Below are 20,700 nucleotides of genomic sequence, written 5' to 3'. Positions count from 1 at the left end.
GCGCGCAGCTTGTGCTTGATATGGGCGATGGCCGCTTCCAGCCGCTCTATGCTCACCGGACGCTTTTCCAGGGCGCGCTGCATGCCGGCACGCAGCTTGTCTTCATCGAAGGGCTGACGGCTGCCGTCCTGTTTGATCAGGCGCGGCATCACCAGTTCGGCGGTTTCGAAGGTAGTGAAGCGCTCTTCACAGGCCAGGCATTCGCGCCGACGGCGCACTTGCTCGCCCTCGGCGACCAGGCGCGAGTCGATAACCTTGGTGTCATTGGCACCGCAGAAGGGACAGTGCATAGAGAAAGCCAACCTTGGACGCGAAGGCGCCATGGTAGCGCATCCCGCAGGCAAGACAAGCCGCGGACTTTGCGCTATACAGGCGCCCATCCACAGCAGCGGAGCTGATTACCTTGATAAACGCCCAAACGTCGTTTCGACCGCTGCTTCTACTTAGCCTGCTTGGCCTGCTGACGGCCTGCGCCAGCGATAGCCCAGCGCCCCCGCTGCCCACGCCAGCTGCACCAAGCCAGACGCAGGCCAAAATAGCCCCGCTGCCGGCCCACCTGCGCGAGCTGAGCGGCAGCCTGCTGGGTGTGCCGGCCGCCGCTGAAGTCGAGCTGGCCTTGCTCGCCGTCGATCAACGCGGCCGCCCCCAGGCCATGCTGGGCAATATCCAGTTGCGCGCCACGGGCAATTCGCTGCCCTTCCGCCTGCCGTTCAACCCGGAAACCTTCAACAAGCACCAGCGCATCGAACTGCATGGCCGCGCCCATCAGTCCGGCAGCCTGATCCTGCGCCTGCCGCCGCAGCTTATTCGCCGCGCCGAGACGCAATCCCTCGGCTCGCTGCGCCTGGTGCCCGCGCCATGAGGGCACCGGCAGCCTTGCAAGCTGCGCTCAGCGAGTTACTGGGTGACGCCCAGCTCAGCGCGGCAACCCTGCCCGGCACTGCACTCAAGCTGTGGCTGATCGACGCCGAAAATATGCACCGCGCCTTTAGCCCCGAGGAAACCCGGCGCATCCTCGAAGAGCCGCCCTACTGGTGCTTCTGCTGGGCCAGCGGCCTGGTGCTGGCGCGCTGGCTGGCCGAGCATCCCGAGTGGGTGCGCGACAAGCGGGTGCTGGATTTCGGCGCCGGTTCCGGCGTGGCGGCAATTGCCGCGGCCAAGGCCGGCGCCCTGGAAGTGGTGGCCTGCGACCTCGACCCACTGGCGATTGCCGCTTGCCAGGCGAATGCCGCGCTAAATGGCGTGGAACTGCATTACTCGGCGGACTTCTTTCAGGAGGCCGATCGCTTCGACCTGATCCTGGTCGCCGACGTGCTGTACGACCGCGCCAACCTGCCGCTGCTCGACCAGTTCCTCAGCCGCGGCCGCCAGGCCCTGGTCGCCGATTCACGGGTGCGCGATTTCCAGCACCCGCTGTATCGGCGCTTGGGCCTGCTGGAAGCCTGCACCTGGCCGGATCTGGCCGAGCCCGCGGAGTTTCGCCAGGTCAGTCTGTATTACGCCGAGCGCACCTAAGCAGGCTTCCTGGAATCAGGCTTGTATCCAGCACGCAACTCCCACATTTATAGTTCACGCACCCCCGCCCATCACAACATGCGCCCCGCCGAGACCGACCATGAGCGACTCCCCTTATATTTTTGATATCGCAGGCAGCGCCAGTTTCGAGCAACTGGTGATCGAGAACTCCTTCCACAAGCCGGTGCTGGTGGATTTCTGGGCCGAATGGTGCGCACCCTGCAAGGCGCTGATGCCGCTGCTGGCGCAGATCACCGAGGGCTACCGGGGCGAGTTGCTGCTGGCCAAGGTCAACTGCGATATCGAGCAGGACATAGTCGCCCGCTTCGGCATCCGCAGCCTGCCCACAGTGGTTTTGTTCAAGAATGGCCAGCCGGTCGACGGCTTTACCGGTGCGCAGCCGGAATCGGCGATCCGCGAGATGCTGGGGCCCCATGTCGCCGAGCCGGCGCCGGCCGCCGCCGACCCCATGGAAGCGGCCCAGGCGCTATTCAGCGAAGGCCGTTTCGCCGACGCCGAAGCCCTGCTTAAAGTGCTATTGACGGAAAACAACGAACATGCCGCCGCGCTGATCCTCTACGCCCGCTGCCTGGCCGAACGCGGCGAGCTGGGCGAAGCCGAAGTGGTACTGGGTGCGGTAAAGGGCGATGAACATAAACAGGCCCTGGCCGGCGCCCGCGCCCAGCTGACCTTTCTGCGCCAGGCCTTTGATCTGCCGGAAGTCGCCAGCCTGAAGACCCGCCTGGCGCAAAACGCCGAGGACGATGAAGCCAGCTACCAACTGGCGATCCAGCAACTGGCCCGCCAGCACTACGAGCCGGCGCTGGATGCCCTGCTCAAGCTGTTTATCCGCAACCGCAACTACGCCGACGGCGCGGCGCACAAGACCCTGCTGCAGGTGTTCGACCTGCTGGGTAACGAGCACCCGCTGGTCACCGCCTACCGGCGCAAGCTCTATCAGGCGATTTATTGATAACGGCAATGTAGGTTGGGCTGAGCCAGGCGAAGCCCAACATCGCGTTCGCTAGCCGAACACCCTGGGTTCCGCGAAGCCGAGCACAGCCATGAGTCGGGACGCCTGACGCCGGGCGAAGTGCCAGGCACTCCCTGTTGGGCTTCGCAGGCTCAGCACCAACCTACACTTCACCCTCTCCGACCCAGTGATAGATGGGCGCATCCGCGCCTGTCGCCATGCGCACCTGGGCGCAATGGCGCAGGCGCACCAGCAAGCGCTTGCCCGCCGCCTCGCTACCCGCCAGCCCGGCCAACTGCCCGAGCAGCTGCGGCCCCTCGATCTGCCCGGCCTGGCGCAACAGCTCCAGCGTGCTTTGCCACAGCGCATCGTTTGGCACAGGAGCGGGCACCATAGCTGGCGCGGCCTCGGCCACTGGGGTGGGCGCAATGTGCTGCGCCAGTTGCGCCCAATCCTGTGCCTCCAGCTCGACCGTCAGGTCCACCGGCCAAGCACCGATCTGCCCACGAATTCGCACCATATCCCACCCCCACTGTAATCAGCTTGCATGCTCCCACGGCAGCCACAAACCGCCAAGAGAGGCTGGCCAGGCACACACAAAATTGTTATAACGTAACAGCCAGTTTAAGACCCTTTCGGAGACCTCCATGCGCCGCCTGCTGCTTGCCCTACCTTTTGCCCTGCTACCCCTGGCCGCGGTCCATGCCAGCGAAGACGATCATGAACATGCCGAGCATGGCAGCCTCGACACCCATGAACACGGCGCCGCCCAGCTTAACCTGGTGCTGGATGGCCAGGCTCTGGAGCTGGAGCTGCAAAGCCCGGCCATGAACTTGCTGGGGTTCGAGCATGCCGCCCACAGCGCCGCCGACCTGGTCAAGGTCGCCGCCGCGCGCCGCCAGCTGCAAGAGCCACAGACGCTATTCGGCCTGACCGCGGGCGATTGCACGGTCAGCCAACTGGAGCTGGAAAGCGCGCTATTCGCCGAGGCCAAATCCGACGAACACGAACAGCATGCCGATGACCACGAGAGCGAACATAGCGATATCCATGCGCACTATCAGCTGGAGTGCCAGAAACCTGATGAATTGAAACAACTCAACCTCAGCGAGCTGTTTAAGCGTTTCCCCGCCACCCAGAAAATTCAGGTACAACTGATCGGCCCGAATGGCCAGCAGGGCCTGGAGCTGACGCCGGCGCAGCCGAGCCTCAGTTTCTAACCAACCCACTTTCAGCCGATCGGCCGGGTTAATCCGGCCGCCTAGATGAGTTCCACCTGTCCATGAGTTCAGCCCTGATCAGCCTGTCCAATCTCGGTTTCGCCTGGCCCGGCCAGACCGAGTTGCTGGATATTCCCAGCTTCACTCTGCAGCGCGGCGAAAGCCTGTTTCTCAAGGGCCCCAGCGGCAGTGGCAAAACCACCTTGCTCGGCCTGCTCGGCGGGGTGCAGCAGCCCAAGCGCGGCAGCATCCAGCTGCTCGATCAGGAGCTGAGCGCGCTGTCGGCCGGCGCCCGCGACCGTTTTCGCGTCGACCACACCGGCTATATCTTCCAGCAGTTCAACCTGCTGCCGTTTCTCTCGGTACGCGAGAACGTCGAACTGCCCTGCCACTTCTCCAGACTGCGCGCCAAGCGGGCGATCCAGCGCCACGGCAGTGTCGACAACGCCGCGGCCGCCCTGCTCGCCCACCTGGGCTTGCAGGACCCCGGCCTGCTGGAGCGCCGCGCCGATCAGCTGTCGATCGGCCAACAGCAGCGCGTCGCCGCCGCCCGCGCGCTGATTGGCCAACCGGAGCTGGTGATCGCCGACGAGCCGACCTCGGCCCTGGACGCCGATGCCCGCGAAGCCTTTCTCCAGCTGCTGTTTGCCGAATGCCGCGAGGCCGGCTCCAGCCTACTGTTTGTCAGCCATGACCAGAGCCTGGCGCGCCTGTTCGACCGCAGCTTGTCGCTGGCCGAACTCAACCGCGCCACCCGCCTGACGGAGATTTGAAGATGTACCTACTGCGTCTGGCCCTGGCCAGCCTGGGCAACCGCCGCTTTACCGCGTGGCTGACGGTGTTCGCCATCGCTCTATCCGTTTGCCTGCTACTGGCCGTAGAACGGGTGCGCAGCGAAGCCCGCGCCAGCTTTGCCAATACCATCAGCGGCACCGACCTGATAGTCGGCGCCCGCTCAGGCAGCGTGAACCTGCTGCTGTATTCGGTGTTCCGCATCGGCAATGCCACCAACAATATCCGCTGGGACAGCTTCGAGCACTTCGCCGCGCACCCTCAGGTCAAATGGGCCGTCCCGATATCCCTCGGCGACTCGCACCGCGGCTACCGGGTGATGGGCACCAGTCCAGCCTATTTCGAGCATTATCGTTATGCCCGCGGCCAGAGCCTGCAACTGGCCAGCGGCCGCGCCTTTGCCGAGGATCCTTTCGAGCTGGTGCTCGGCGCCGAAGTGGCCCAGTCGCTCAACTACCAGTTGGGCGCGGAGCTGGTGCTGGCCCATGGCGTGGCCAGCATCAGCCTGGTCAAGCACGACGACAAGCCGTTCAAGGTGGTCGGCATCCTGGCGCGCACCGGCACCCCGGTGGACCGCACCCTGCATATCTCCCTGGCCGGCATGCAGGCGCTGCATATCGACTGGCAGAACGGCATGCCGGCCCGTGGCGCGGCCAGGGTCTCGGCCTCCCAGGTACGCAGCCTGGACCTGCAGCCGCAAGCCATTACCGCCATGTTGCTGGGGCTGAACAGCAAGATCGCCACCTTTAGCCTGCAGCGGGAGATCAACGAATTCCGCGGCGAGCCGCTGTTGGCGATCTTGCCTGGCGTCGCCCTGCAGGAGCTGTGGAGCCTGATAGGCACCGCGGAGCAGGCGCTGTTCGTGGTCTCGCTGTTCGTGGTGCTGACCGGACTGATCGGCATGTTGACGGCGATTCTCACCAGCCTCAACGAGCGTCGGCGGGAAATGGCGATTCTGCGTTCGGTGGGCGCGCGGCCCTGGCATATCGCCAGCCTGCTGATTCTCGAAGCCTTCGCCCTGGCCCTGGCCGGCGTGCTGCTCGGCCTGTTGCTGCTGTACCTGGGCATAGCCGCGGCGCAGGGCCATGTGCAGGCCAACTACGGCCTGTATCTGCCGCTCAAGCCACCGACAGGCTATGAGTGGAAGCTGCTCGGCGCTATTCTGGCGGCCGCCCTGCTGATGGGTTGCGTGCCGGCCTGGCGGGCCTATCGGCAGTCGTTGGCCGACGGCCTGTCGATCCGCTTATAGCGCCGCCGACGCTTTACTCTTTTTACGAGGTAGCCGCATGTTCCGCCCTTCATTCATTGCTGTACTGGTCGCCCTGAGCGCGCCCTGGCTGGCCGCCCCGCTCTTGGCCGCAGAGCTCTTGCCCACAGAGCCGCGCGAGCTGACCTGGACGGAAATGGTCCCGGCCGATGCGCCGGCGCAGGTGACGGAACCCGTGCCCATGCACGACCTCGCGCAACTGGCCGACACCCTGGCCGCCGAAAGTGCTCCCGCCGCCACCCAGCAATCCCCCGCCGCGCCGGTGGTCAAGGCGCTGGATGGCCAGAGAGTCAAGCTGCCGGGCTATATAGTGCCGCTGGATGTCACCGAGGAGGGCCGGGTCACCGAGTTTCTCCTGGTGCCTTTCTTCGGCGCCTGCATCCATGTGCCGCCACCGCCGTCCAACCAGATAGTGCATGTCACCAGCGAGCTGGGCGTGTTGCTCGATGCGCTGTACCAGCCGTTCTGGATCGAAGGCCCGCTCAAGGTCGAGCAGAGCAGCAGCGAGCTGGCCGAAGCCGGCTACCAGATGCAGGCCGAGAAGATCTACGCCTACGAAGTGCCGGACAGCTAAGTAGCACGCAAATCCCATATCCACCTCGCCAAAGCCAGACGCTCAGTCTGGCTTTTTTCGTTGCGCCGCAGCGCATGCAGAGCCGCTACTGCTAACCAGTTCGATAGCCGGCTAATTTATTGAGCTGGATCAACAGGTGATTTTTCCGCCGCCTTAGCATCGCGCTCAGCCAAATACGAACCGATGCTTATGGGAGCTGCACATGCGTAGATCACTGTTCACCGCCTCTTTACTGGCCCTGGCCCTGGCCGTAGCCGCGCCAATGGCCCAGGCCTACCAAGCGGGCGACATCATCCTGCGCGCCGGCGCCATCAGCGTCGACCCGCACGAAAGCAGCGGCGACATCTGGGTCGGCGCGCTGAACAGCGACGTGGCGGGCACCCGGGCCACCCTCGACAGCGACACCCAGTTGGGCCTGAACTTCGCCTATCTGCTGACCAGCCATGTCGGCCTCGAGCTGCTGGCGGCCACGCCGTTCAGCCATGATGTGGGCGTCAAAGGCATGCCCGGCGCCTTTGCCGGCCTGAACGGCAAGCTGGGTGAGCTCAAGCACCTGCCGCCGACCCTGAGCCTGCTCTACTACCCGCTGGACAGCGCCTCGGCCTTCCAGCCCTATGCCGGCGTGGGCCTCAACTACACCTGGTTCTTCGACACCAAGCTCAGCAGCGAAGCCGCAGACAAAGGCTTCAGCGGCCTGGATATGCAGGATTCCTGGGGCCTCTCCGCGCAACTGGGCATGGACTATCTGCTGACCGACAAGCTGATGCTCAACGCCCAGGCGCGTTATATCGACATCGATACCACCGGCACCACCCACTTCGCGGGGGCCAAGGTCAAGGTCGATGTGGAGGTTGATCCGCTGGTGTATATGCTCGGCCTTGGTTACAGGTTCTAAGAACCTGTTCACGATCTGCTGCGCATCGGTGATGCTGCGTTAAAAACAAACTCAGAATGCTCATTTACAAATCGTAAACTCCGCTTCTTCGCCTGTTTTTGCCTTGCCTGACCTTCGCTCGCGAGATCGTGAACAGGTTCTAGGCCGTAGGTTGGATTGAGGAGCGAGCGACGAAGCCCAACGGCAATGATTCGGGCGTACCCTTGCCGATTTGTGACTTGTTGGGCTTCGCGCAGCTCAGCCCAACCTACAGTCCAGGCCGGGGTTTGCTTGCAACCTATATCAGTACTGCGCCAGCAAGCTGCGCAAACCTTCGCCGAGGGCGGTCGCCTGCGGCAGCTGGTAACTGGCCTGCAAGCGTTGAATGTCGGCCCGCGAGTGGCGGATATCGCCGCCGCGCGGGGCCTGGTAGGCAACCTGGGGCAAGCCGCCACAGAGGTCGCCGATTTCCGCCAACAGGCGGTTCAGGCTGATGGCCTGATTCCAGCCGACATTCACCGCGCCAGCCACCACTTGCGGCATCTGCAGTGCCTGGGTCAGCAGCGCCAGCAGGTCGCCGATATAGAAGAAGTCGCGGGTCTGCTCGCCATCGCCGAATACCGTGATCGGCAAGCCCTGCTGCGCGCGCTGGGTGAAGATGCTGATCACCCCGGAGTAAGGCGAAGAAGGGTCCTGGCGCGGGCCGAAGATATTGAAGAAACGAAAGATCGCAGGTGTAAGGCCGTGCTGGCGGCGGTAGAAGTCCAGGTAGTGCTCGCTGGCCAGCTTGTCCGCGGCATAGGGTGTCAGCGGCGCCTTGGCGGTGTCCTCGGCAATCGCCTGGCCTTCGCCGTTGTTGCCATAGACCGCCGCGCTGGAGGCGAACAGCACCCGTTTGACCCCATGCAGGCGCATGGCCTCGCAGACATTCAGGGTGCCGACGAAATTGCTCTGGTGGGTGCTCACCGGATCATCCACCGAGGCCTGCACCGAGGCCACCGCGGCCAGGTGGGCGACGGCCGTGCAGCCCTCGACCGCCTGTGCAACCAAGGCCGCATCCGCCACATCGCCCTGGATAAATTGCAGGCGCGGATTATCCAGGGCCAGGTTGGCCAGCTTGCCCATCGACAGGTTGTCCAGCACCCGCACGCGGTGTCCCTGGGCCAGCAGCGCATCGACCAGATGGGAACCGATAAAGCCGGCCCCGCCGGTGACCAGGGTGGTAGGAGCTTCAGACATGGCGGTAATAACGATCCAATAGGCTCGGCAACCCCGAGCGCCAGGCGCGGGGCTTGATACCGAAGGTATGCAGAATTTTCTTGCAGGAGAGCACCGCGTGTTGCGGCTCTTCGGCGGCATCCGGGCGCGTGCTGTGCGCCTGGGCGCCGATCTCTTCGAGCAGATTGCTGCGGAAGTTGCGCGCCTCGCTCAGCACCGCCTGGCCCAGCGCCAGCGCGGTGGTCGCCTCGTGGCCGCCGTAGTGATAGGTGCCCCACAAAGGCGTCTGGCAATCCAGTTGTTTCAGCACCGCCAGAATCACCCGTGCGGCATCGTCGACCGGGGTCGGGTTGCCGCGCCGGTCATCGGCCAGCAGCAAAGGCTCATCACGCTCGGCGCGGTTCAGAAAGCGCCCGAGCAGCCCCGTGGCGCTGTCATCCAGCAGCCAGCCGAAGCGCAGCAGCACATGCCGCGGACAGGTCGCACGCACCCGCTGCTCGAGCCGCCACAGCGCCTGACCGCGCAGGCCCAGGGGCGCCGGTTCCTCTTTCTCGCTGTAGGCGGTGGCCCGCGCGCCATCGAAGACCCGGTAGCTGGAGGGCTGCAACAGGCGAATGGAATGATGCTGGCAGAGTTCGGCGAGGCGCTCGACCGCCCGTTCCTGGGCGACAAAACGCGCCTCGCTGACCGCTTCGGCCTGGAACCAGTCGAAGTAGTAGGCGAGGTTGATCAGGGCGTCGGGACGGGTTTCGTCCAGCAACTGGGTCAGGCTGGCGGCATCCCAGCCGCTTTCCGGCGGACGCGGCGCGAGAAAACCTATGTCTTCCTCGGCCCCGAGGCGGATCAGCGCTTGCCCCAGGGCATTGCCGCCACCCAGTAACATCAGGCGCATCTGCATGGTGTGTCGCAACGGTGCCGGGCCTCTTGCTGCGGTGAACGGATAGCGCGGCGGCAAACCACCCCGCCCTCGCTCACCTCGCTGGCCCCGCCCCCTGCCTCTCTCCTGGCTTGAACGGAATTAGGCGCTGGCGTAGCGCCAAAGAGTGGCATTTTGCGGGTTTCAGCGCTCGCCGTCACTAGCTGCGCGACGCCTCCGGCGCAGAGCGCCTGCGCCGGCCAATTCCAGAGCGGCCGCGCGCGGACTTAGGCGGTTAGTACCCGGCAGGCTTCGGCCGGGATACTCACCGACACCGGGTTGCCTATGGCCAGGCCGATGCCCTGACTGGGCGTGCTCAGCGCGGTCAGGGAGACGCCGGAACAGTCGATGGTGGTTTCGATGGTCGCGCCGCTGTCGCGCACGAAGGTCACGGTGCCCTGCAGGCGGTTGCCGGCGGTGGCCTGCGGCAGCGACAGGGCCAGATCTTCCGGGCGCACCAGCATCTTGATCGGGGTGCCGGCCTGAATGCTCGGGCAGATCGGCACCTGGATCGCCGCGCCACCCGGCAGACCGACCCGGCCGTTGCCCAGGGCGATAGCCGGGAACAGGTTGCCGCTGCCGATAAAGTCGGCGACGAAGGCATTGGCCGGGTTGCGGTAGATCTCGATCGGCGTGCCGACCTGCTGCACCCGATGCTCGCCGAGTACCACCACTATATCGGCCATGGTCATGGCCTCGCGCTGGTCGTGGGTGACCAGGATGGTGGTGATATTCAGCCGTTGTTGCAGCTGGCGAATCTCCACCTGCATGGATTCACGCAGCTTGGCATCCAGGGCCGACAGCGGTTCGTCCAACAGCAGCAGCTTGGGGTGCGCGGCAATCGCCCGGGCGATCGCCACCCGCTGGCGCTGGCCGCCAGAGAGCTTGGCCACCGGGCGGTCGAGCATCTCCTGCAACTGGATCAGTTGCAGCAACTCGGTCACCCGTGCCTGCTGATCGGCCTTGCTCACCCCGCGCAATTTCAGCGGATAGGCGATGTTTTCGCCGACCGTCATATGCGGGAACAGCGCCAGGGATTGGAACACCATGCCGAAGTTGCGCTGGTGCGCCGGGGTGTGGCCGATGTCCTGGCCATCCAGGCGGATCTCGCCGCCGCTGAGGCTTTCCAGGCCGGCGATCATGCGCAGCAAGGTGGTCTTGCCGCAGCCCGAGGGGCCGAGGAAGCACACCAGCTTGCCTTCCGGCAGGTGCAGATTGACATCCGTCACGGCGCAGGCGGCGCCATAGTGCTTCTCGACGTTTTCAAGAACTAATCCGGTCATGCTTCACCTCAAAATAACCAACGGGCATGCCACGAGTGGCGCCCAGAATCATGAAAGCTATCGTGGCAAACCCGCTTCCCTCATCCGGCGCGACGCGCCACCTTCTCCCTGAGGGAGAAGGGCACAAGGGAGGCGTCGCTGCGCGACTTTCACGTTAAAAGGAAACGCCCGCATCGCCGACCAGCTTCTCCAGCGCCCAGATCAGGGCGAAGTCGATCAGCACTATCAGCACGGCAAAGGAGAAAACGGTGGGGTCGAGGGACGACACGGTGCGGCTGTACATCCAGATCGGCACGGTCATCACGTCGATGCTGTAGAGGAAGTAAGTCACGGTGAACTCGTTGAACGAGATGATAAAAGCCAACAGCATCCCCGCGAGAATTCCGGATTTCATCAGCGGCACCACCACCTCGACTATGGCGCGCAGCGGCGAGGCGCCGAGCATCTGCGCGGCCTCCTCGACTTCGCTGCCGATCGACAGCATCGCCGCGGTGCAGTTTTTCACCACGAACGGCAGGGCGAGAATCACATGGGCGATCACCAGGCGCGAGGTGTTCATCTGGAACGGCAGGCTGTCGAACACCAGCAACAGGGCCAAGCCCAGCACCACCATGGGAAACACCAGCGGCAGCGCCATCAGTTGCAGCGCCACGGCCTTGCCGCGGAACTCGCAGCGCACCAGCGCATAGGCCGCCGGCACCGCGACCAGGGTGGCGCCGAGCATGCTCAGGGTGGCCACCAGCAGGCTGGTGGTCAGCGCCTGGCCGAGGCTCAGCACGTCGCTCGCATCCGGCGAAACGAAGCTGTTCCAGGCCGCCCGGTACCACTGCAGGCTGTAGCTGCTGGGCGGGAAGTCCAGGTTCGCCGCGCCGCTGAACGACATCACTATCATGCTCAGGATCGGCAGCACGGCCAGCAGCAGAATGCAGCCGGACAACAGCATGGCGAAACGACCGGTGTCGCCCGGCAAGGCGCGGCTACGGAAGGGGTTGCTCATTGCGAAGCCTCCAGGGCACGCCGACGGCGGCCGGTGATGTATTCGGAGAAGGCCATGATCGCCAGCGTGGTGACGATCAGCACCACCCCGGCGGCGGAGGCCGCCGGCCAGTTCATCAGCGGCGCGATCTGGTCATGCACCATCACCGCCAGCATCGGCACGCGGCGGCCACCGAGCAGCAAGGGCACCACGAAGCTGCTGGCGTTATAGGCGAACACCAGGGTGGCGGCGGTGATGATGCCCGGCAGGCTCATCGGCAATACCACCTGGCGGAACACCTGCAGGCGACTGGCGCCCAGGGTGGCGGCGGCTTCCTCGTAGCTGCGCGAAACGCCGCGCATGGCGCTGGCGATCGGCAGCACCGCCAGGGGGAAGGCGGTCTGCACCAGGCCCATCAGCACGCCGGTCTGGTTGTACAGCAGCATCACCGGCCGATCGATCAAGCCCAGACCCAGCAGCGCCTGGTTGAGCATCCCGCCCGGGCCGAGGATCACCAGCCAGCCGTAGCTCTGCAGCAGCAGGTTGACCAGCAGCGGCAACAGCACCGCGGCCAGGAACACCCGGCGCAGCAAGGGCGACTGCAGGCGCGACATGCAGTAGCCCACCGGAATCGCCAGCAGCACCGCGAGCAGCGCGCTGACCAGGGCCAGGCGCAGGGTCAGCAGCAGCGACTTCAGGTAATAGGGTTCGAGCAGCTGGGCGTAGCTGGCCAGGCTGAAGCCGGTCCACTCCGCGCCTTTGCTGCCGACGCTCATGCGCAGCACCAGCAGGCTGGCGGCTATCAGTACGCCGAGAAACAGCATGGCCGGGGAGAGGAAAAGCCAGCCGCGCAGCGTCGGGGAAAGCGCCTTGGCCGGGCGCAGGGGCGCCGCGCCGACCGGGCGGGTCAGAGTTGAGTGTTCCATTGCGATGGTCTCGTTAGAGCGAAGCAGTCAACAGGCGAGCGCTGCGCACTCGATCGCGAGCAAGCTCGCTCCTACAAGGTCAGCGTAAATCCTGTAGGAGCGAGCTTGCTCGCGATAGGGGCTGGAGGACCCTCCCGCGCATTTATGTCAGGAAGAGAAGATCTCCGTGTAACGACGAATCCACTGGTCGTGCACCGTGGCGAGGAAGGCGTTGTCGTGCATGATGGCCTTCTCGGCGATCTGCTCCGGCGTGAGGATATACGGGCTCTTGCGCGCCTCCGCCGAGATGATCGCCTTGGCGTTGACCGGACCGTTGAAGATGTCCTCGGCCATCTTGCCCTGCACCAGCGGGTCGAGCGAGTGGTTGATAAAGGCATGGGCCAGGTCGCTGTCGCCCGGACGATGCTTGGGCATGACCGAGAGCATCAGGTCGGTGTAGAAGCCTTCCTGCATGCCGAAGGTGGCGCCCAGGCCATAGGCCGGATCGCGGATCTGCTTGGGGAAGAAGGCTGGCGCATAGAGGCCGCCCATGTCCAGCGAGCCGGTGCGGAACAGCTCGGCGATCTGGTTGGGGTTCTCGCCCAGGGTAACCACCCGCTCCTTGAGCTCGGCGAGCTTCTTGAAGCCCGGCTCGACGTTGCGCTCGTCACCGCCGGCCAGCTTGGCGGCGATGATGATCAGGTCCATGGCCTCGGTCCAGTTCGGCGGCGGCAGGAAAATGTTCGGCGCCATGTCCTTGTCCCACAGCGCGGCGTAGCTGCTGGGCGCCTCTTTCACGGTGCGGGTGCTGTAGATCAGGCTGTTGCACCACAGCAGATAGCCGATGCCATGGCCGCCCGCGCCGGTCTGGTACTGCGGCGGTACGTCGCGCAGGTTGGGGATGCGGTTGAGGTCGGGCTTTTCCAGCAGGCCGGCGCTGGCCAGGCCTTCGGCACCGACGCCGGCCAGGGTGATGACGTCGTACTGCGGGCGGTCGCCGGCGGCCTTGAGCTTGGCGACCATCTCCGAGGTGCTGCCGGTGCGGTCGGCGATCACCTTGGCGCCGGTCTTGGCTTCGAAGGTGGCGGCGATATTGCGCAGCGCGGCCAGGCCGGTGTCGTCGGACCAGGTCAGCAGGCGCAGCGTCTTGCCGTGAAACTGCATGTCACCGGCGCTGGCCTTGATAAAGGGGAAGGACAAGGCCGCGGCTGCCACCGAGGCGGCCCCTACCGTTTTGATGAATTGTCTTCTGCTGAAATCGTGTTCGCTCATCACAGTTTCCTTTTGTTTTTATCTGTTTGCGGGAGCGCGGACGCCCCCTCTGAATAAACCCTTCAACCTGGCTTGACCGCCCCGTTCGCGCTGCCGCGAGCTGGGCTGGCCGAGCCATCCTGCGGCGCCCCGGGGGGTGCCACAATCGAAAAAATGTCATCGAAGCCATGCGCCAAACGCATGCCTTACAAGCAGGCATGCGCGGGTCATGAGCGCCCTGTTACAGGGCGCGAATCACGTGTTTGAGCTCCTGAAAGGCACTCAGGCCCCAGGGTCCCAACTCGCGACCTATGCTGCTCCGCTTGTAGCCACCCCAGGCGGCCTGGGGGAAGATCACCTGGGGCGCGTTGACCCACACGGTGCCGGCCTGCAAGGCATTGGCGACGCGCTCGGCGCGGGCCGCATCGCGGCTGACCAGGCTGGCCACCAGGCCGAACTCGCTGTCGTTGGCCAGGGCTATGGCCTCCTCCTCGCTGGCGAAGCGGCGCACGCAGAGCACCGGACCGAAGATCTCCTCGCGCCACAGGGCGCTGTCCAGCGGCACCTCGGTGAACAGGGTCGGGCGCAGGAAGTAGCCGCGGGGCAAGCCGGCCGGGCGCTCACCGCCGCTCAGCAAGCGCGCCCCGTCCTGCAGGCCCTGGGCGATATGCCGGCAGACCCGCTGGTACTGCGCCTGGTTGACCAGGCTGCCCATCTCCACGCCCGCCTCGAATGGATCGCCGACCCGGATGGCCTCGACGCGCGCCTTGAGCCGGGCGAGAAAGTCCTCAGCCAACTCCTCGGCGACCAATACCCGGCTGGTCGCCGAACACATCTGCCCGGCGTTGAAGAAACCGCCGCCGCAGGCCAGCTCGACGGCCAGGTCCAGGTCGGCATCTTCGAACACCAGTAGCGAAGACTTGCCACCCAGCTCCAGGCTGACGCCCTTGACCGTTTCGGCGGCGCGCTGCATGACCTGCACGCCCACCGCGTTGCTGCCGGTGAACGACAGCTTGGCCACCCCAGGATGCCCCGCCAGTGGCGCGCCGACCGCCAGGCCGGTGCCGCACACCAGGTTGAACACCCCGCTCGGCAGGCCGCTCGCGGCAATGATATCGGCCAGCTCCAGCTCCGCCAGCGGGGTGACTTCAGAAGGCTTCAACACCACGCAACAGCCGGCCGCCAGCGCCGGGGCGAGCTTCCAGGCGGTGGTCACCATGGGGAAATTCCACGGCACTATCAGCCCCACCACCCCGCAGGGCTCGCGGCGCAGGCGAGCGGCGAAATCGGCGCTGGGCAACGCCACGGCGCTGTCCTGTTGGGCGTCCAGGGCCTCGGCAAGCTCGGCGTAATAGTTGAAGGTGGCAATCACGTCGTCGACATCGATGGCCGACTCGCTCAGCGGCTTGCCGTTGTTGCGCGATTGCAGTTCGATCAAGCGCTCGCGCCGCGCCTCGACACCGGCGGCGATGCGCCGCAGGCAGGCGCCACGCTCGGCGCCGCTGCCGCGGCCCCAGGCCGGGAAAGCCGCACTCGCCGCGGCCACCGCCTGCTCGACCGCCGCGGCATCGCCGCCGGCCACAGTCGCCAGCGCCTCCTCGGTGGCCGGGTTGATCACCTGCAGCGTGGCGTCACCGCGCTGCCAGTGCCCGTCGATATACAGGCCGGCGAGCACGCCGTCCTGCGGGGTTGCGGTGCTCAGCATGGGGCTTCCTCACTCATCCAGGCCTGTTGGTCGATCTCGATCAGGGTCGGGCGCTGCGCCTCGCGGGCCTGGCGCAAGGCCACGCGCAACGCCTCGGCGTCATTGGCCCAGCCCGCCGCGCAGCCCAGCGCCTTGGCCGCGCCGACGAAGTCCGGGGTGAAGATGTCCACGCCCACCGGCTCGATGTCGCGGTTGACCATGTACTTCTTGATCTCCTCGTAGCCCTGGTTATTCCACAGCAGGACTATGATCGGCGCGCGCGCCTCCACCGCGCTGGCCAGCTCGGCCAGGGTGAACTGCAGGCCGCCGTCACCGATCAGGCACACCACCGGACGCCGTTGCGCGCCCTCGCGGCGGTCCCCCAACAGCGCGCCTATGGCCGCCGGCAGGGCATAACCCAGGGTGCCGTAGCCGGTCGAGGCGTTGAACCAACTACGCGGCTGCTCCAGGTTGAGGGTCAGGTTGCCGGTGTACACCGGCTGGGTCGAATCGCCGACCAGCACGGCGTCCGGCAGCTCCTCCAGCACGGTGCGCAGGAAGGCGGTCTGCCCGCGCATGGGCAGATCCCAGGAGGCCTCGAGGGTCTGACGCAGGCGCGCGGCGCGGGCGCTGCCCCAGTCGGCGTGACGGGCGGCCAAAGGTTGTGCGGCGAGCGCCCCGTGCAAGGCTTCCAGCGCCATCCTCGAATCGGCGACCAGCGCCACGGCCGGCGGGTAGTTGCGCACCGCCTGGTCCGGGTCAATATCGATGCGCAGCAGCGCGCCGGGGATCTCGAAGCCGCCGGCGAAGGTCACATCGTAGTCGGTCTCGCCCAGCTCGGTGCCGACCGCCAACACCACGTCGGCCTCGGCCACCAGCGCGCGGGTCGCCAGGGTCGACTGGGTCGAGCCGATCAACAGCGGATGGGCCGACGGCAGCAGGCCCTTGGCATTGATGGTCAGCGCCACCGGCGCCTGCAACTGTTCGGCCAGGCGGGCCAAGGCCGGCGCCGCATCGATAGCGCCGCCACCGGCGAGGATCAGCGGGCGCTGGGCGCCTGCCAGCAGGCCGGCCATCTGCGCGATGGCCGACGGGTTGGCGCCGGGCCGGGCCAGGCTGATCGGCTGACTGGCCAGCAGCTCATCGGCCTCCTCCACCAGCACATCCAGCGGGATCTCGATATGCACCGGGCGCGGCCGCGCCGCCTGGAACTGGGCAAAGGCGCGGGCCAGCACGGCCGGCAGCTCGCTGGCGGACAGCAGGGTGTGGGAGAAGGCCGAGAGCCCGGCCACCAGATTGCGCTGCGACGGCAGCTCATGCAGCTTGCCGCGCCCGCCGCCGAGCTGGCTGCGCGCCTGCACGCTGGAGATCACCAGCATGGGGATCGAGTCGGCGTAGGCCTGGCCCATGGCCGTGGCGATATTGGTCATGCCCGGACCGGTGATGATAAAGCACACCCCCGGCTTGCCGCTGGTGCGCGCATAGCCGTCGGCCATAAAACCGGCGCCCTGCTCATGGCGCGGCGTGACATGTTCGATGGGCGAGCGCGCCAGCCCGCGGTAAAGCTCGACGGTATGCACACCGGGAATACCAAATACCCGCTCGACGCCGTAACGCTCGAGTAATTGCACCAATACTTCGCCGCATGTTGCCATCTTCATCTGTCCTGTACTGAGTCTAGGGCTCTGCGCCAAGCGCCGGGCGTCACCGTAAAAGAATAGGAGACCGGGGGGGCTCTGTGATAGCGCGCAGACGAGGCTCAATTTGACCGCCACACGGTCAGCCTGACAACGCAAAATTTGTCATACTAGGCATGTCCTCACTGCATAGCTGAGCGCCCATGAAACGACTCCCCCCTTTGCCTGCGCTGCATACCTTCGTGATTACCGCGCAATGCTGCAATTTCACCCGGGCGGCGGAACTGCTGCATATCACCCAGGGCGCGGTGAGCCGGCAGATCGCCGGCCTGGAGAGCCACCTCGGCTACCCGCTGTTCCAGCGCCAGGCACGCGGGCTGAGCCTGACCGCCCAGGGCCGCGAACTCTTTCCGCAGATCCAGCAGGCCTTCGGCCTGATCGACGAGGCAGTGGAACGGGTCGGCGCGCGGCGCGAGGCACTACGACTGAAGGCCCCCACCTGCGTGATGCGCTGGCTGCTGCCGCGACTGATGCACTGGCAGGTGGAGCGGCCGGACGTGCCGGTGGAATTGACCACCACGGTGCAGCACTCGGTGGACTTTCGCAGCGAGGAATTCGACGCCGCCGTGGTGTTCGGCAGCCAACCCGGCCCGGCCATGGTGGCGCACCATCTGTTCGACGAGCTGCTCACCCCGGTCTGCGCGCAGCAACTGCTGAGCGGGCCGCTGCCGCTCAGCCAGCCGGCCGACCTGGAGCGCCACACCCTGCTGCACCCCACCCGCGACGAGCGCGACTGGGAGGCCTGGCTAAAGGCCGCCGACACCAAGATCGCCGGCATCGGCAAGGGCCAGCATTTCGACACCCTGGATCTGGCCATGTCGGTCGCTTCCCAGGGCCTGGGCGTGGCCATAGGCGATTGGTCGCTGATCGGCGAGGATCTGCTCGCCGGACGCCTGGCCACCCCCTTCGAGCTGAAGGTGCGCACCGGCGACGCCTATTTCCTGGTCTACCCCGAACGCCCGGCGCCCTCGGCGCAGCTGGGCGAACTGGTCGCCTGGCTGCAGCTGCAAGCCGCGGCGCGCACTTTGCAGGCCGTGCGCTAAACGCTGCCCGGAACCGAGACCTGGCGCGCCCTTAGCCTTGGCCAATAGCCGCGCAAAGAAAAAGGCCCCTAGCTAAGCAAGCTAGGGGCCTTGGATTCCTACCGACAAATCGTCAGATCAGAAGGGGATATCGTCATCGAAGCTGTCGAAATCCGGCGCCGGCTGAGCGGCGGCTTGCGGAGCCGGACGCGGCGCCTGCTGCTGCGGCTCGCGTTGCGGGGCCGGACGCTGCTGACGCGGCGCGGAATCGCCACCGGCGTTGTCCGGACGGCCGCCGAGCAGCTGCATGGTGCCCTGCATATCGACGATGATTTCGGTGGTGTAACGCTTGATGCCGTCCTTTTCCCACTCGCGGGTCTGCAGCTTGCCCTCGATGTACACCTGCGAACCCTTGCGCAGGTACTCGCCGGCGATCTCGGCCACCTTGCCGAACAGCGACACACGATGCCACTCGGTCTTCTCGACCTTCTGCCCGGTCTGCTTGTCGGTCCACTGTTCGCTGGTGGCCAGGCTCAGGTTGGTGACCGCGTTGCCGCTGGGCAGGTAACGGATTTCCGGGTCCTGTCCGCAGGTACCGACCAGAATGACTTTGTTAACCCCACGGGCCATAACGTTCTCCTAAGCTTTCAGCAGGTCACTGGCGCCGGTTCGATCAGGCGCTCAAGGGACATGCGGTCCAATTGTTGGGTATCCACTTTGATATAGATGGCGGCTTCTTCAACCACCACCACGGCATCCGCCACTCCGGGCACTGCCTGTAAACGCTCGGCCAGCCCCACTTCTTGCAATGCCGCCGCTGAAAGCGGCAGACGCAGGCTGGAGACATAAGGCGGTTCGCGCATAGTAACAGCAAAGACCAACCAAAAAAGAGCCAGCAGGGCACAGCCCGCAAAGACTCCCGACAGGCTGTAGTGCTGGTACAGCCAGCCACCGAAAATGCCGCCCACGGCCGCGCCGAGGAACTGGCTGGTGGAGTACAGGCCCATGGCCGTGCCCTTGCCGCCGGCCGGGGCCACCTTGCTGATCAGCGAGGGCAGCGAGGCCTCCAGCAGGTTGAAGGCGGTAAAGAACACCACGGTGCCCAGCACCAGGGCGCGCAGGCTGGTGCCGAACCACCAGAAGAACAGCTCGCACAGCAGCAACACCGTCACCGCGCCGAGCAGCACATGCTTCATCCGGCGCTTCTTCTCGCCATAGATAATAAACGGCACCATGCCGAAGAAGCCCACCAGCAGCGCGGTCAGGTAGACCCACCAGTGTTCTTCCTTGGCCAGCCCGCCCTGCTCCACCAACGCCAGAGGCAAGGCGATAAAGCTGGCCATCAGGATGGCGTGCAATACCAGGATGCCGAAGTCCAGGCGCAGCAAGTCGGGATGTTTGAGGGTCGGCAACAACGCCTGCTTGGCCACCCCGGACTCGCGGTGCTGCAGCGGGCAGGCCGCGCGCGGCACCATACCGGCGACTATGGCGATACCCAGCAGGGCCATGGCCGCGGTGGCGAGAAACAGGCCGGACAGGCCGAAGGCGCGGGTCAGCAGCGGGCCGACCACCATGGCCACGGCAAACGACAGGCCGATGCTCATGCCGATCATGGCCATGGCCTTGGTGCGATGTTGTTCGCGGGTCAGATCCGACAGCAGCGCCATCACCGCCGCGGAGATCGCCCCGGCGCCCTGCAACACGCGGCCGGCGATCACGCCCCAGATCGAGTCGGCATTGGCCGCCAACAGGCTGCCCGCGGCAAAGATCAGCAAGCCGACATAGATCACCGGACGCCGGCCGATGCGGTCGGAAAGCATACCGAAGGGAATCTGCAGGAAGGCCTGAGTCAGGCCGTAGGCGCCTATGGCCCAGCCGATCAAGACCGGCGTGCTGCCTTGCAGCTCCATGCCATAGGTCGCCAGCACCGGCAACACCATAAACATACCGAGCATGCGGAACGCGAAGACCAGCGCCAGGCCACAGGCCGCGCGGGTCTCGCCGCCACTCATGCGCTCGTTGTGCGGATCGTGCATGGGAAATGCCTTGTCGAAATAGGCGGCGATTATAGGGGCTGTTGACGCTTCGCGGCGAGCCGCGTTGCTGTGGCAAATGGCACCAGGCAAGGCGCAGGACGCCGGGAATGGTGCTCCCTTGCCAAGTCCTGCAACGCCGCCAGGTGCCATTTGCCGCACAACCCGAAGGGACGGGGTCCATTTGGCGCAGCACTGCGTTACTCGGCGCTTATGTGGAGCCACACTACGCGCCTCGTGCCTGGTTCTGCGCCAAATGGACCTCCGTCACGGCCGCATCGAAACATCAACAGCCCCTAAGCCTCGCCGGTTACGGCACAGCAGTGACGCTTTGCCGCGCCTGGCCCCCGGCCCTATACTCGGTGGTTTTCCGCCCGCCATGCGAGGCCGTTGTTTGTGGACAAGATTGTGATCCGGGGTGCGCGCACCCATAACCTGAAAAACATCGACCTGACCCTGCCGCGCGACAAGCTGATCGTGATCACGGGCCTGTCTGGCTC

22 protein-coding genes are annotated in these 20,700 nt (G+C 65.6%); 10 read left to right on the top strand and 12 right to left on the bottom strand.

Features of this window, described 5'->3' with window-relative positions; translation table 11 throughout:
• The coding region (gene nrdR, locus Q8Q83_RS09270) for a transcriptional regulator NrdR (protein WP_305623097.1) at positions 1–290 on the bottom strand (290 nt) is incomplete at its 3' end.
• A 113-nt stretch (positions 291–403) separates the two neighbouring features.
• On the opposite strand from nrdR, the gene Q8Q83_RS09265 reads away from it, so the two are divergent.
• The 3 genes from Q8Q83_RS09265 to trxA all read left to right on the top strand — a co-directional run bounded on the left by Q8Q83_RS09265 (position 404) and on the right by trxA (position 2,488).
• Positions 404–862 (top strand): YbaY family lipoprotein, encoded by a 459-nt coding sequence (locus Q8Q83_RS09265; RefSeq protein WP_305623096.1) that lies wholly within the window; start codon positions 404–406, stop codon positions 860–862.
• Positions 859–1,515, top strand: coding sequence for a methyltransferase (locus Q8Q83_RS09260; RefSeq protein ID WP_305623094.1), 657 nt, complete (start codon positions 859–861; stop codon positions 1,513–1,515). Before Q8Q83_RS09265 ends, Q8Q83_RS09260 begins: the two co-directional genes overlap by 4 nt.
• A gap of 100 nt (positions 1,516–1,615) precedes the next feature.
• Positions 1,616–2,488: a thioredoxin gene (trxA, locus tag Q8Q83_RS09255; protein WP_305623092.1), complete on the top strand. Its 873-nt coding sequence runs from the start codon at positions 1,616–1,618 to the stop codon at positions 2,486–2,488.
• A 163-nt stretch (positions 2,489–2,651) separates the two neighbouring features.
• On the opposite strand, the gene Q8Q83_RS09250 is transcribed toward trxA, so the two are convergent.
• The gene (locus Q8Q83_RS09250; protein WP_305623090.1) at positions 2,652–3,008 is read right to left on the bottom strand and encodes a hypothetical protein; all 357 of its coding nucleotides are present in this window, start codon (positions 3,006–3,008) and stop codon (positions 2,652–2,654) included.
• Positions 3,009–3,135: 127 nt separating this feature from the next.
• Between Q8Q83_RS09250 and Q8Q83_RS09245 the strand changes: the two genes are divergently transcribed.
• The 5 genes from Q8Q83_RS09245 (at position 3,136) to Q8Q83_RS09225 (ending at position 7,236) form a co-directional block, all read left to right on the top strand.
• Positions 3,136–3,708, top strand: a complete 573-nt coding sequence (locus tag Q8Q83_RS09245) for a DUF2796 domain-containing protein (protein WP_305623088.1) — start codon at positions 3,136–3,138, stop codon at positions 3,706–3,708.
• A 62-nt stretch (positions 3,709–3,770) separates the two neighbouring features.
• The gene (locus tag Q8Q83_RS09240; protein WP_305623086.1) at positions 3,771–4,481 is read left to right on the top strand and encodes an ABC transporter ATP-binding protein; all 711 of its coding nucleotides are present in this window, start codon (positions 3,771–3,773) and stop codon (positions 4,479–4,481) included.
• A 2-nt stretch (positions 4,482–4,483) separates the two neighbouring features.
• The gene (locus Q8Q83_RS09235; RefSeq protein ID WP_305623084.1) at positions 4,484–5,749 is read left to right on the top strand and encodes an ABC transporter permease; all 1,266 of its coding nucleotides are present in this window, start codon (positions 4,484–4,486) and stop codon (positions 5,747–5,749) included.
• A gap of 37 nt (positions 5,750–5,786) precedes the next feature.
• Complete coding sequence (locus Q8Q83_RS09230; RefSeq protein WP_305623082.1) at positions 5,787–6,341, top strand: DUF3299 domain-containing protein; 555 nt, start codon at positions 5,787–5,789, stop codon at positions 6,339–6,341.
• 202 nt (positions 6,342–6,543) lie between these two features.
• Entirely contained in the window at positions 6,544–7,236 is a 693-nt protein-coding gene (locus tag Q8Q83_RS09225) for an OmpW family protein (RefSeq protein ID WP_305623081.1), read from the top strand.
• A 282-nt stretch (positions 7,237–7,518) separates the two neighbouring features.
• On the opposite strand, the gene Q8Q83_RS09220 is transcribed toward Q8Q83_RS09225, so the two are convergent.
• The 8 genes from Q8Q83_RS09220 to Q8Q83_RS09185 all read right to left on the bottom strand — a co-directional run bounded on the left by Q8Q83_RS09220 (position 7,519) and on the right by Q8Q83_RS09185 (position 17,103).
• The gene (locus tag Q8Q83_RS09220) at positions 7,519–8,454 is read right to left on the bottom strand and encodes an NAD-dependent epimerase/dehydratase family protein (protein WP_305623079.1); all 936 of its coding nucleotides are present in this window, start codon (positions 8,452–8,454) and stop codon (positions 7,519–7,521) included.
• Complete coding sequence (locus Q8Q83_RS09215; protein WP_305623078.1) at positions 8,447–9,331, bottom strand: sugar nucleotide-binding protein; 885 nt, start codon at positions 9,329–9,331, stop codon at positions 8,447–8,449. The genes Q8Q83_RS09220 and Q8Q83_RS09215 overlap by 8 nt, the downstream gene beginning before the upstream one ends.
• Before the next feature lie 245 nt (positions 9,332–9,576).
• Positions 9,577–10,632, bottom strand: coding sequence for an ABC transporter ATP-binding protein (locus tag Q8Q83_RS09210; RefSeq protein WP_305623076.1), 1,056 nt, complete (start codon positions 10,630–10,632; stop codon positions 9,577–9,579).
• A 154-nt stretch (positions 10,633–10,786) separates the two neighbouring features.
• The gene (locus Q8Q83_RS09205; protein WP_305623074.1) at positions 10,787–11,629 is read right to left on the bottom strand and encodes an ABC transporter permease; all 843 of its coding nucleotides are present in this window, start codon (positions 11,627–11,629) and stop codon (positions 10,787–10,789) included.
• Positions 11,626–12,534 (bottom strand): ABC transporter permease, encoded by a 909-nt coding sequence (locus tag Q8Q83_RS09200; protein WP_305623072.1) that lies wholly within the window; start codon positions 12,532–12,534, stop codon positions 11,626–11,628. Before Q8Q83_RS09200 ends, Q8Q83_RS09205 begins: the two co-directional genes overlap by 4 nt.
• Positions 12,535–12,681: 147 nt before the next feature.
• Positions 12,682–13,785 (bottom strand): ABC transporter substrate-binding protein, encoded by a 1,104-nt coding sequence (locus Q8Q83_RS09195; RefSeq protein WP_305623070.1) that lies wholly within the window; start codon positions 13,783–13,785, stop codon positions 12,682–12,684.
• Positions 13,786–14,005: 220 nt separating this feature from the next.
• Positions 14,006–15,469: an aldehyde dehydrogenase family protein gene (locus Q8Q83_RS09190; RefSeq protein ID WP_305623068.1), complete on the bottom strand. Its 1,464-nt coding sequence runs from the start codon at positions 15,467–15,469 to the stop codon at positions 14,006–14,008.
• The gene (locus Q8Q83_RS09185; protein ID WP_305623066.1) at positions 15,463–17,103 is read right to left on the bottom strand and encodes a 5-guanidino-2-oxopentanoate decarboxylase; all 1,641 of its coding nucleotides are present in this window, start codon (positions 17,101–17,103) and stop codon (positions 15,463–15,465) included. The genes Q8Q83_RS09190 and Q8Q83_RS09185 overlap by 7 nt, the downstream gene beginning before the upstream one ends.
• A 185-nt stretch (positions 17,104–17,288) precedes the next feature.
• Between Q8Q83_RS09185 and Q8Q83_RS09180 the strand changes: the two genes are divergently transcribed.
• Positions 17,289–18,188, top strand: a complete 900-nt coding sequence (locus Q8Q83_RS09180) for a LysR substrate-binding domain-containing protein (protein WP_305623064.1) — start codon at positions 17,289–17,291, stop codon at positions 18,186–18,188.
• Between the two features lie 117 nt (positions 18,189–18,305).
• Here the strand turns inward: Q8Q83_RS09180 and Q8Q83_RS09175 are convergent, their stop codons facing one another.
• Both Q8Q83_RS09175 and Q8Q83_RS09170 read right to left on the bottom strand, forming a co-directional pair.
• On the bottom strand, positions 18,306–18,797 hold the full coding sequence (locus Q8Q83_RS09175) for a single-stranded DNA-binding protein (RefSeq protein WP_305623062.1): 492 nt from the start codon (positions 18,795–18,797) through the stop codon (positions 18,306–18,308).
• 17 nt (positions 18,798–18,814) lie between these two features.
• Positions 18,815–20,203 (bottom strand): MFS transporter, encoded by a 1,389-nt coding sequence (locus Q8Q83_RS09170; protein WP_305623060.1) that lies wholly within the window; start codon positions 20,201–20,203, stop codon positions 18,815–18,817.
• Between the two features lie 393 nt (positions 20,204–20,596).
• Between Q8Q83_RS09170 and Q8Q83_RS20225 the strand changes: the two genes are divergently transcribed.
• Positions 20,597–20,700 (top strand): hypothetical protein (locus Q8Q83_RS20225; protein ID WP_371132390.1); only part of this gene is annotated, 104 nt, incomplete at its 3' end.

Source organism: Pseudomonas sp., assembly GCF_030696055.1.
Taxonomy (GTDB): Bacteria; Pseudomonadota; Gammaproteobacteria; order Pseudomonadales; family Pseudomonadaceae; genus Aquipseudomonas.
Note: the sequence above shows the minus strand (reverse complement) of the source record. Positions and strands in the feature narration are given on the sequence as shown.

Coding starts and splice junctions, on each gene's coding strand:
- Q8Q83_RS09245 (WP_305623088.1), top strand. CDS start 3,136: ATGCGCCGCCTGCTGCTTGCCCTACCTTTTGCCCTGCTACCCCTGGCC.
- Q8Q83_RS09235 (WP_305623084.1), top strand. CDS start 4,484: ATGTACCTACTGCGTCTGGCCCTGGCCAGCCTGGGCAACCGCCGCTTT.
- Q8Q83_RS09185 (WP_305623066.1), bottom strand. CDS start 17,103: ATGGCAACATGCGGCGAAGTATTGGTGCAATTACTCGAGCGTTACGGC.
- trxA (WP_305623092.1), top strand. CDS start 1,616: ATGAGCGACTCCCCTTATATTTTTGATATCGCAGGCAGCGCCAGTTTC.
- Q8Q83_RS09180 (WP_305623064.1), top strand. CDS start 17,289: ATGAAACGACTCCCCCCTTTGCCTGCGCTGCATACCTTCGTGATTACC.
- Q8Q83_RS09250 (WP_305623090.1), bottom strand. CDS start 3,008: ATGGTGCGAATTCGTGGGCAGATCGGTGCTTGGCCGGTGGACCTGACG.
- Q8Q83_RS09220 (WP_305623079.1), bottom strand. CDS start 8,454: ATGTCTGAAGCTCCTACCACCCTGGTCACCGGCGGGGCCGGCTTTATC.
- Q8Q83_RS09210 (WP_305623076.1), bottom strand. CDS start 10,632: ATGACCGGATTAGTTCTTGAAAACGTCGAGAAGCACTATGGCGCCGCC.
- Q8Q83_RS09175 (WP_305623062.1), bottom strand. CDS start 18,797: ATGGCCCGTGGGGTTAACAAAGTCATTCTGGTCGGTACCTGCGGACAG.
- Q8Q83_RS09170 (WP_305623060.1), bottom strand. CDS start 20,203: ATGCACGATCCGCACAACGAGCGCATGAGTGGCGGCGAGACCCGCGCG.
- Q8Q83_RS09240 (WP_305623086.1), top strand. CDS start 3,771: ATGAGTTCAGCCCTGATCAGCCTGTCCAATCTCGGTTTCGCCTGGCCC.
- Q8Q83_RS09200 (WP_305623072.1), bottom strand. CDS start 12,534: ATGGAACACTCAACTCTGACCCGCCCGGTCGGCGCGGCGCCCCTGCGC.
- Q8Q83_RS09205 (WP_305623074.1), bottom strand. CDS start 11,629: ATGAGCAACCCCTTCCGTAGCCGCGCCTTGCCGGGCGACACCGGTCGT.
- Q8Q83_RS09215 (WP_305623078.1), bottom strand. CDS start 9,331: ATGCAGATGCGCCTGATGTTACTGGGTGGCGGCAATGCCCTGGGGCAA.
- Q8Q83_RS09225 (WP_305623081.1), top strand. CDS start 6,544: ATGCGTAGATCACTGTTCACCGCCTCTTTACTGGCCCTGGCCCTGGCC.
- Q8Q83_RS09195 (WP_305623070.1), bottom strand. CDS start 13,785: ATGAGCGAACACGATTTCAGCAGAAGACAATTCATCAAAACGGTAGGG.
- Q8Q83_RS09230 (WP_305623082.1), top strand. CDS start 5,787: ATGTTCCGCCCTTCATTCATTGCTGTACTGGTCGCCCTGAGCGCGCCC.
- Q8Q83_RS09190 (WP_305623068.1), bottom strand. CDS start 15,469: ATGCTGAGCACCGCAACCCCGCAGGACGGCGTGCTCGCCGGCCTGTAT.
- Q8Q83_RS09260 (WP_305623094.1), top strand. CDS start 859: ATGAGGGCACCGGCAGCCTTGCAAGCTGCGCTCAGCGAGTTACTGGGT.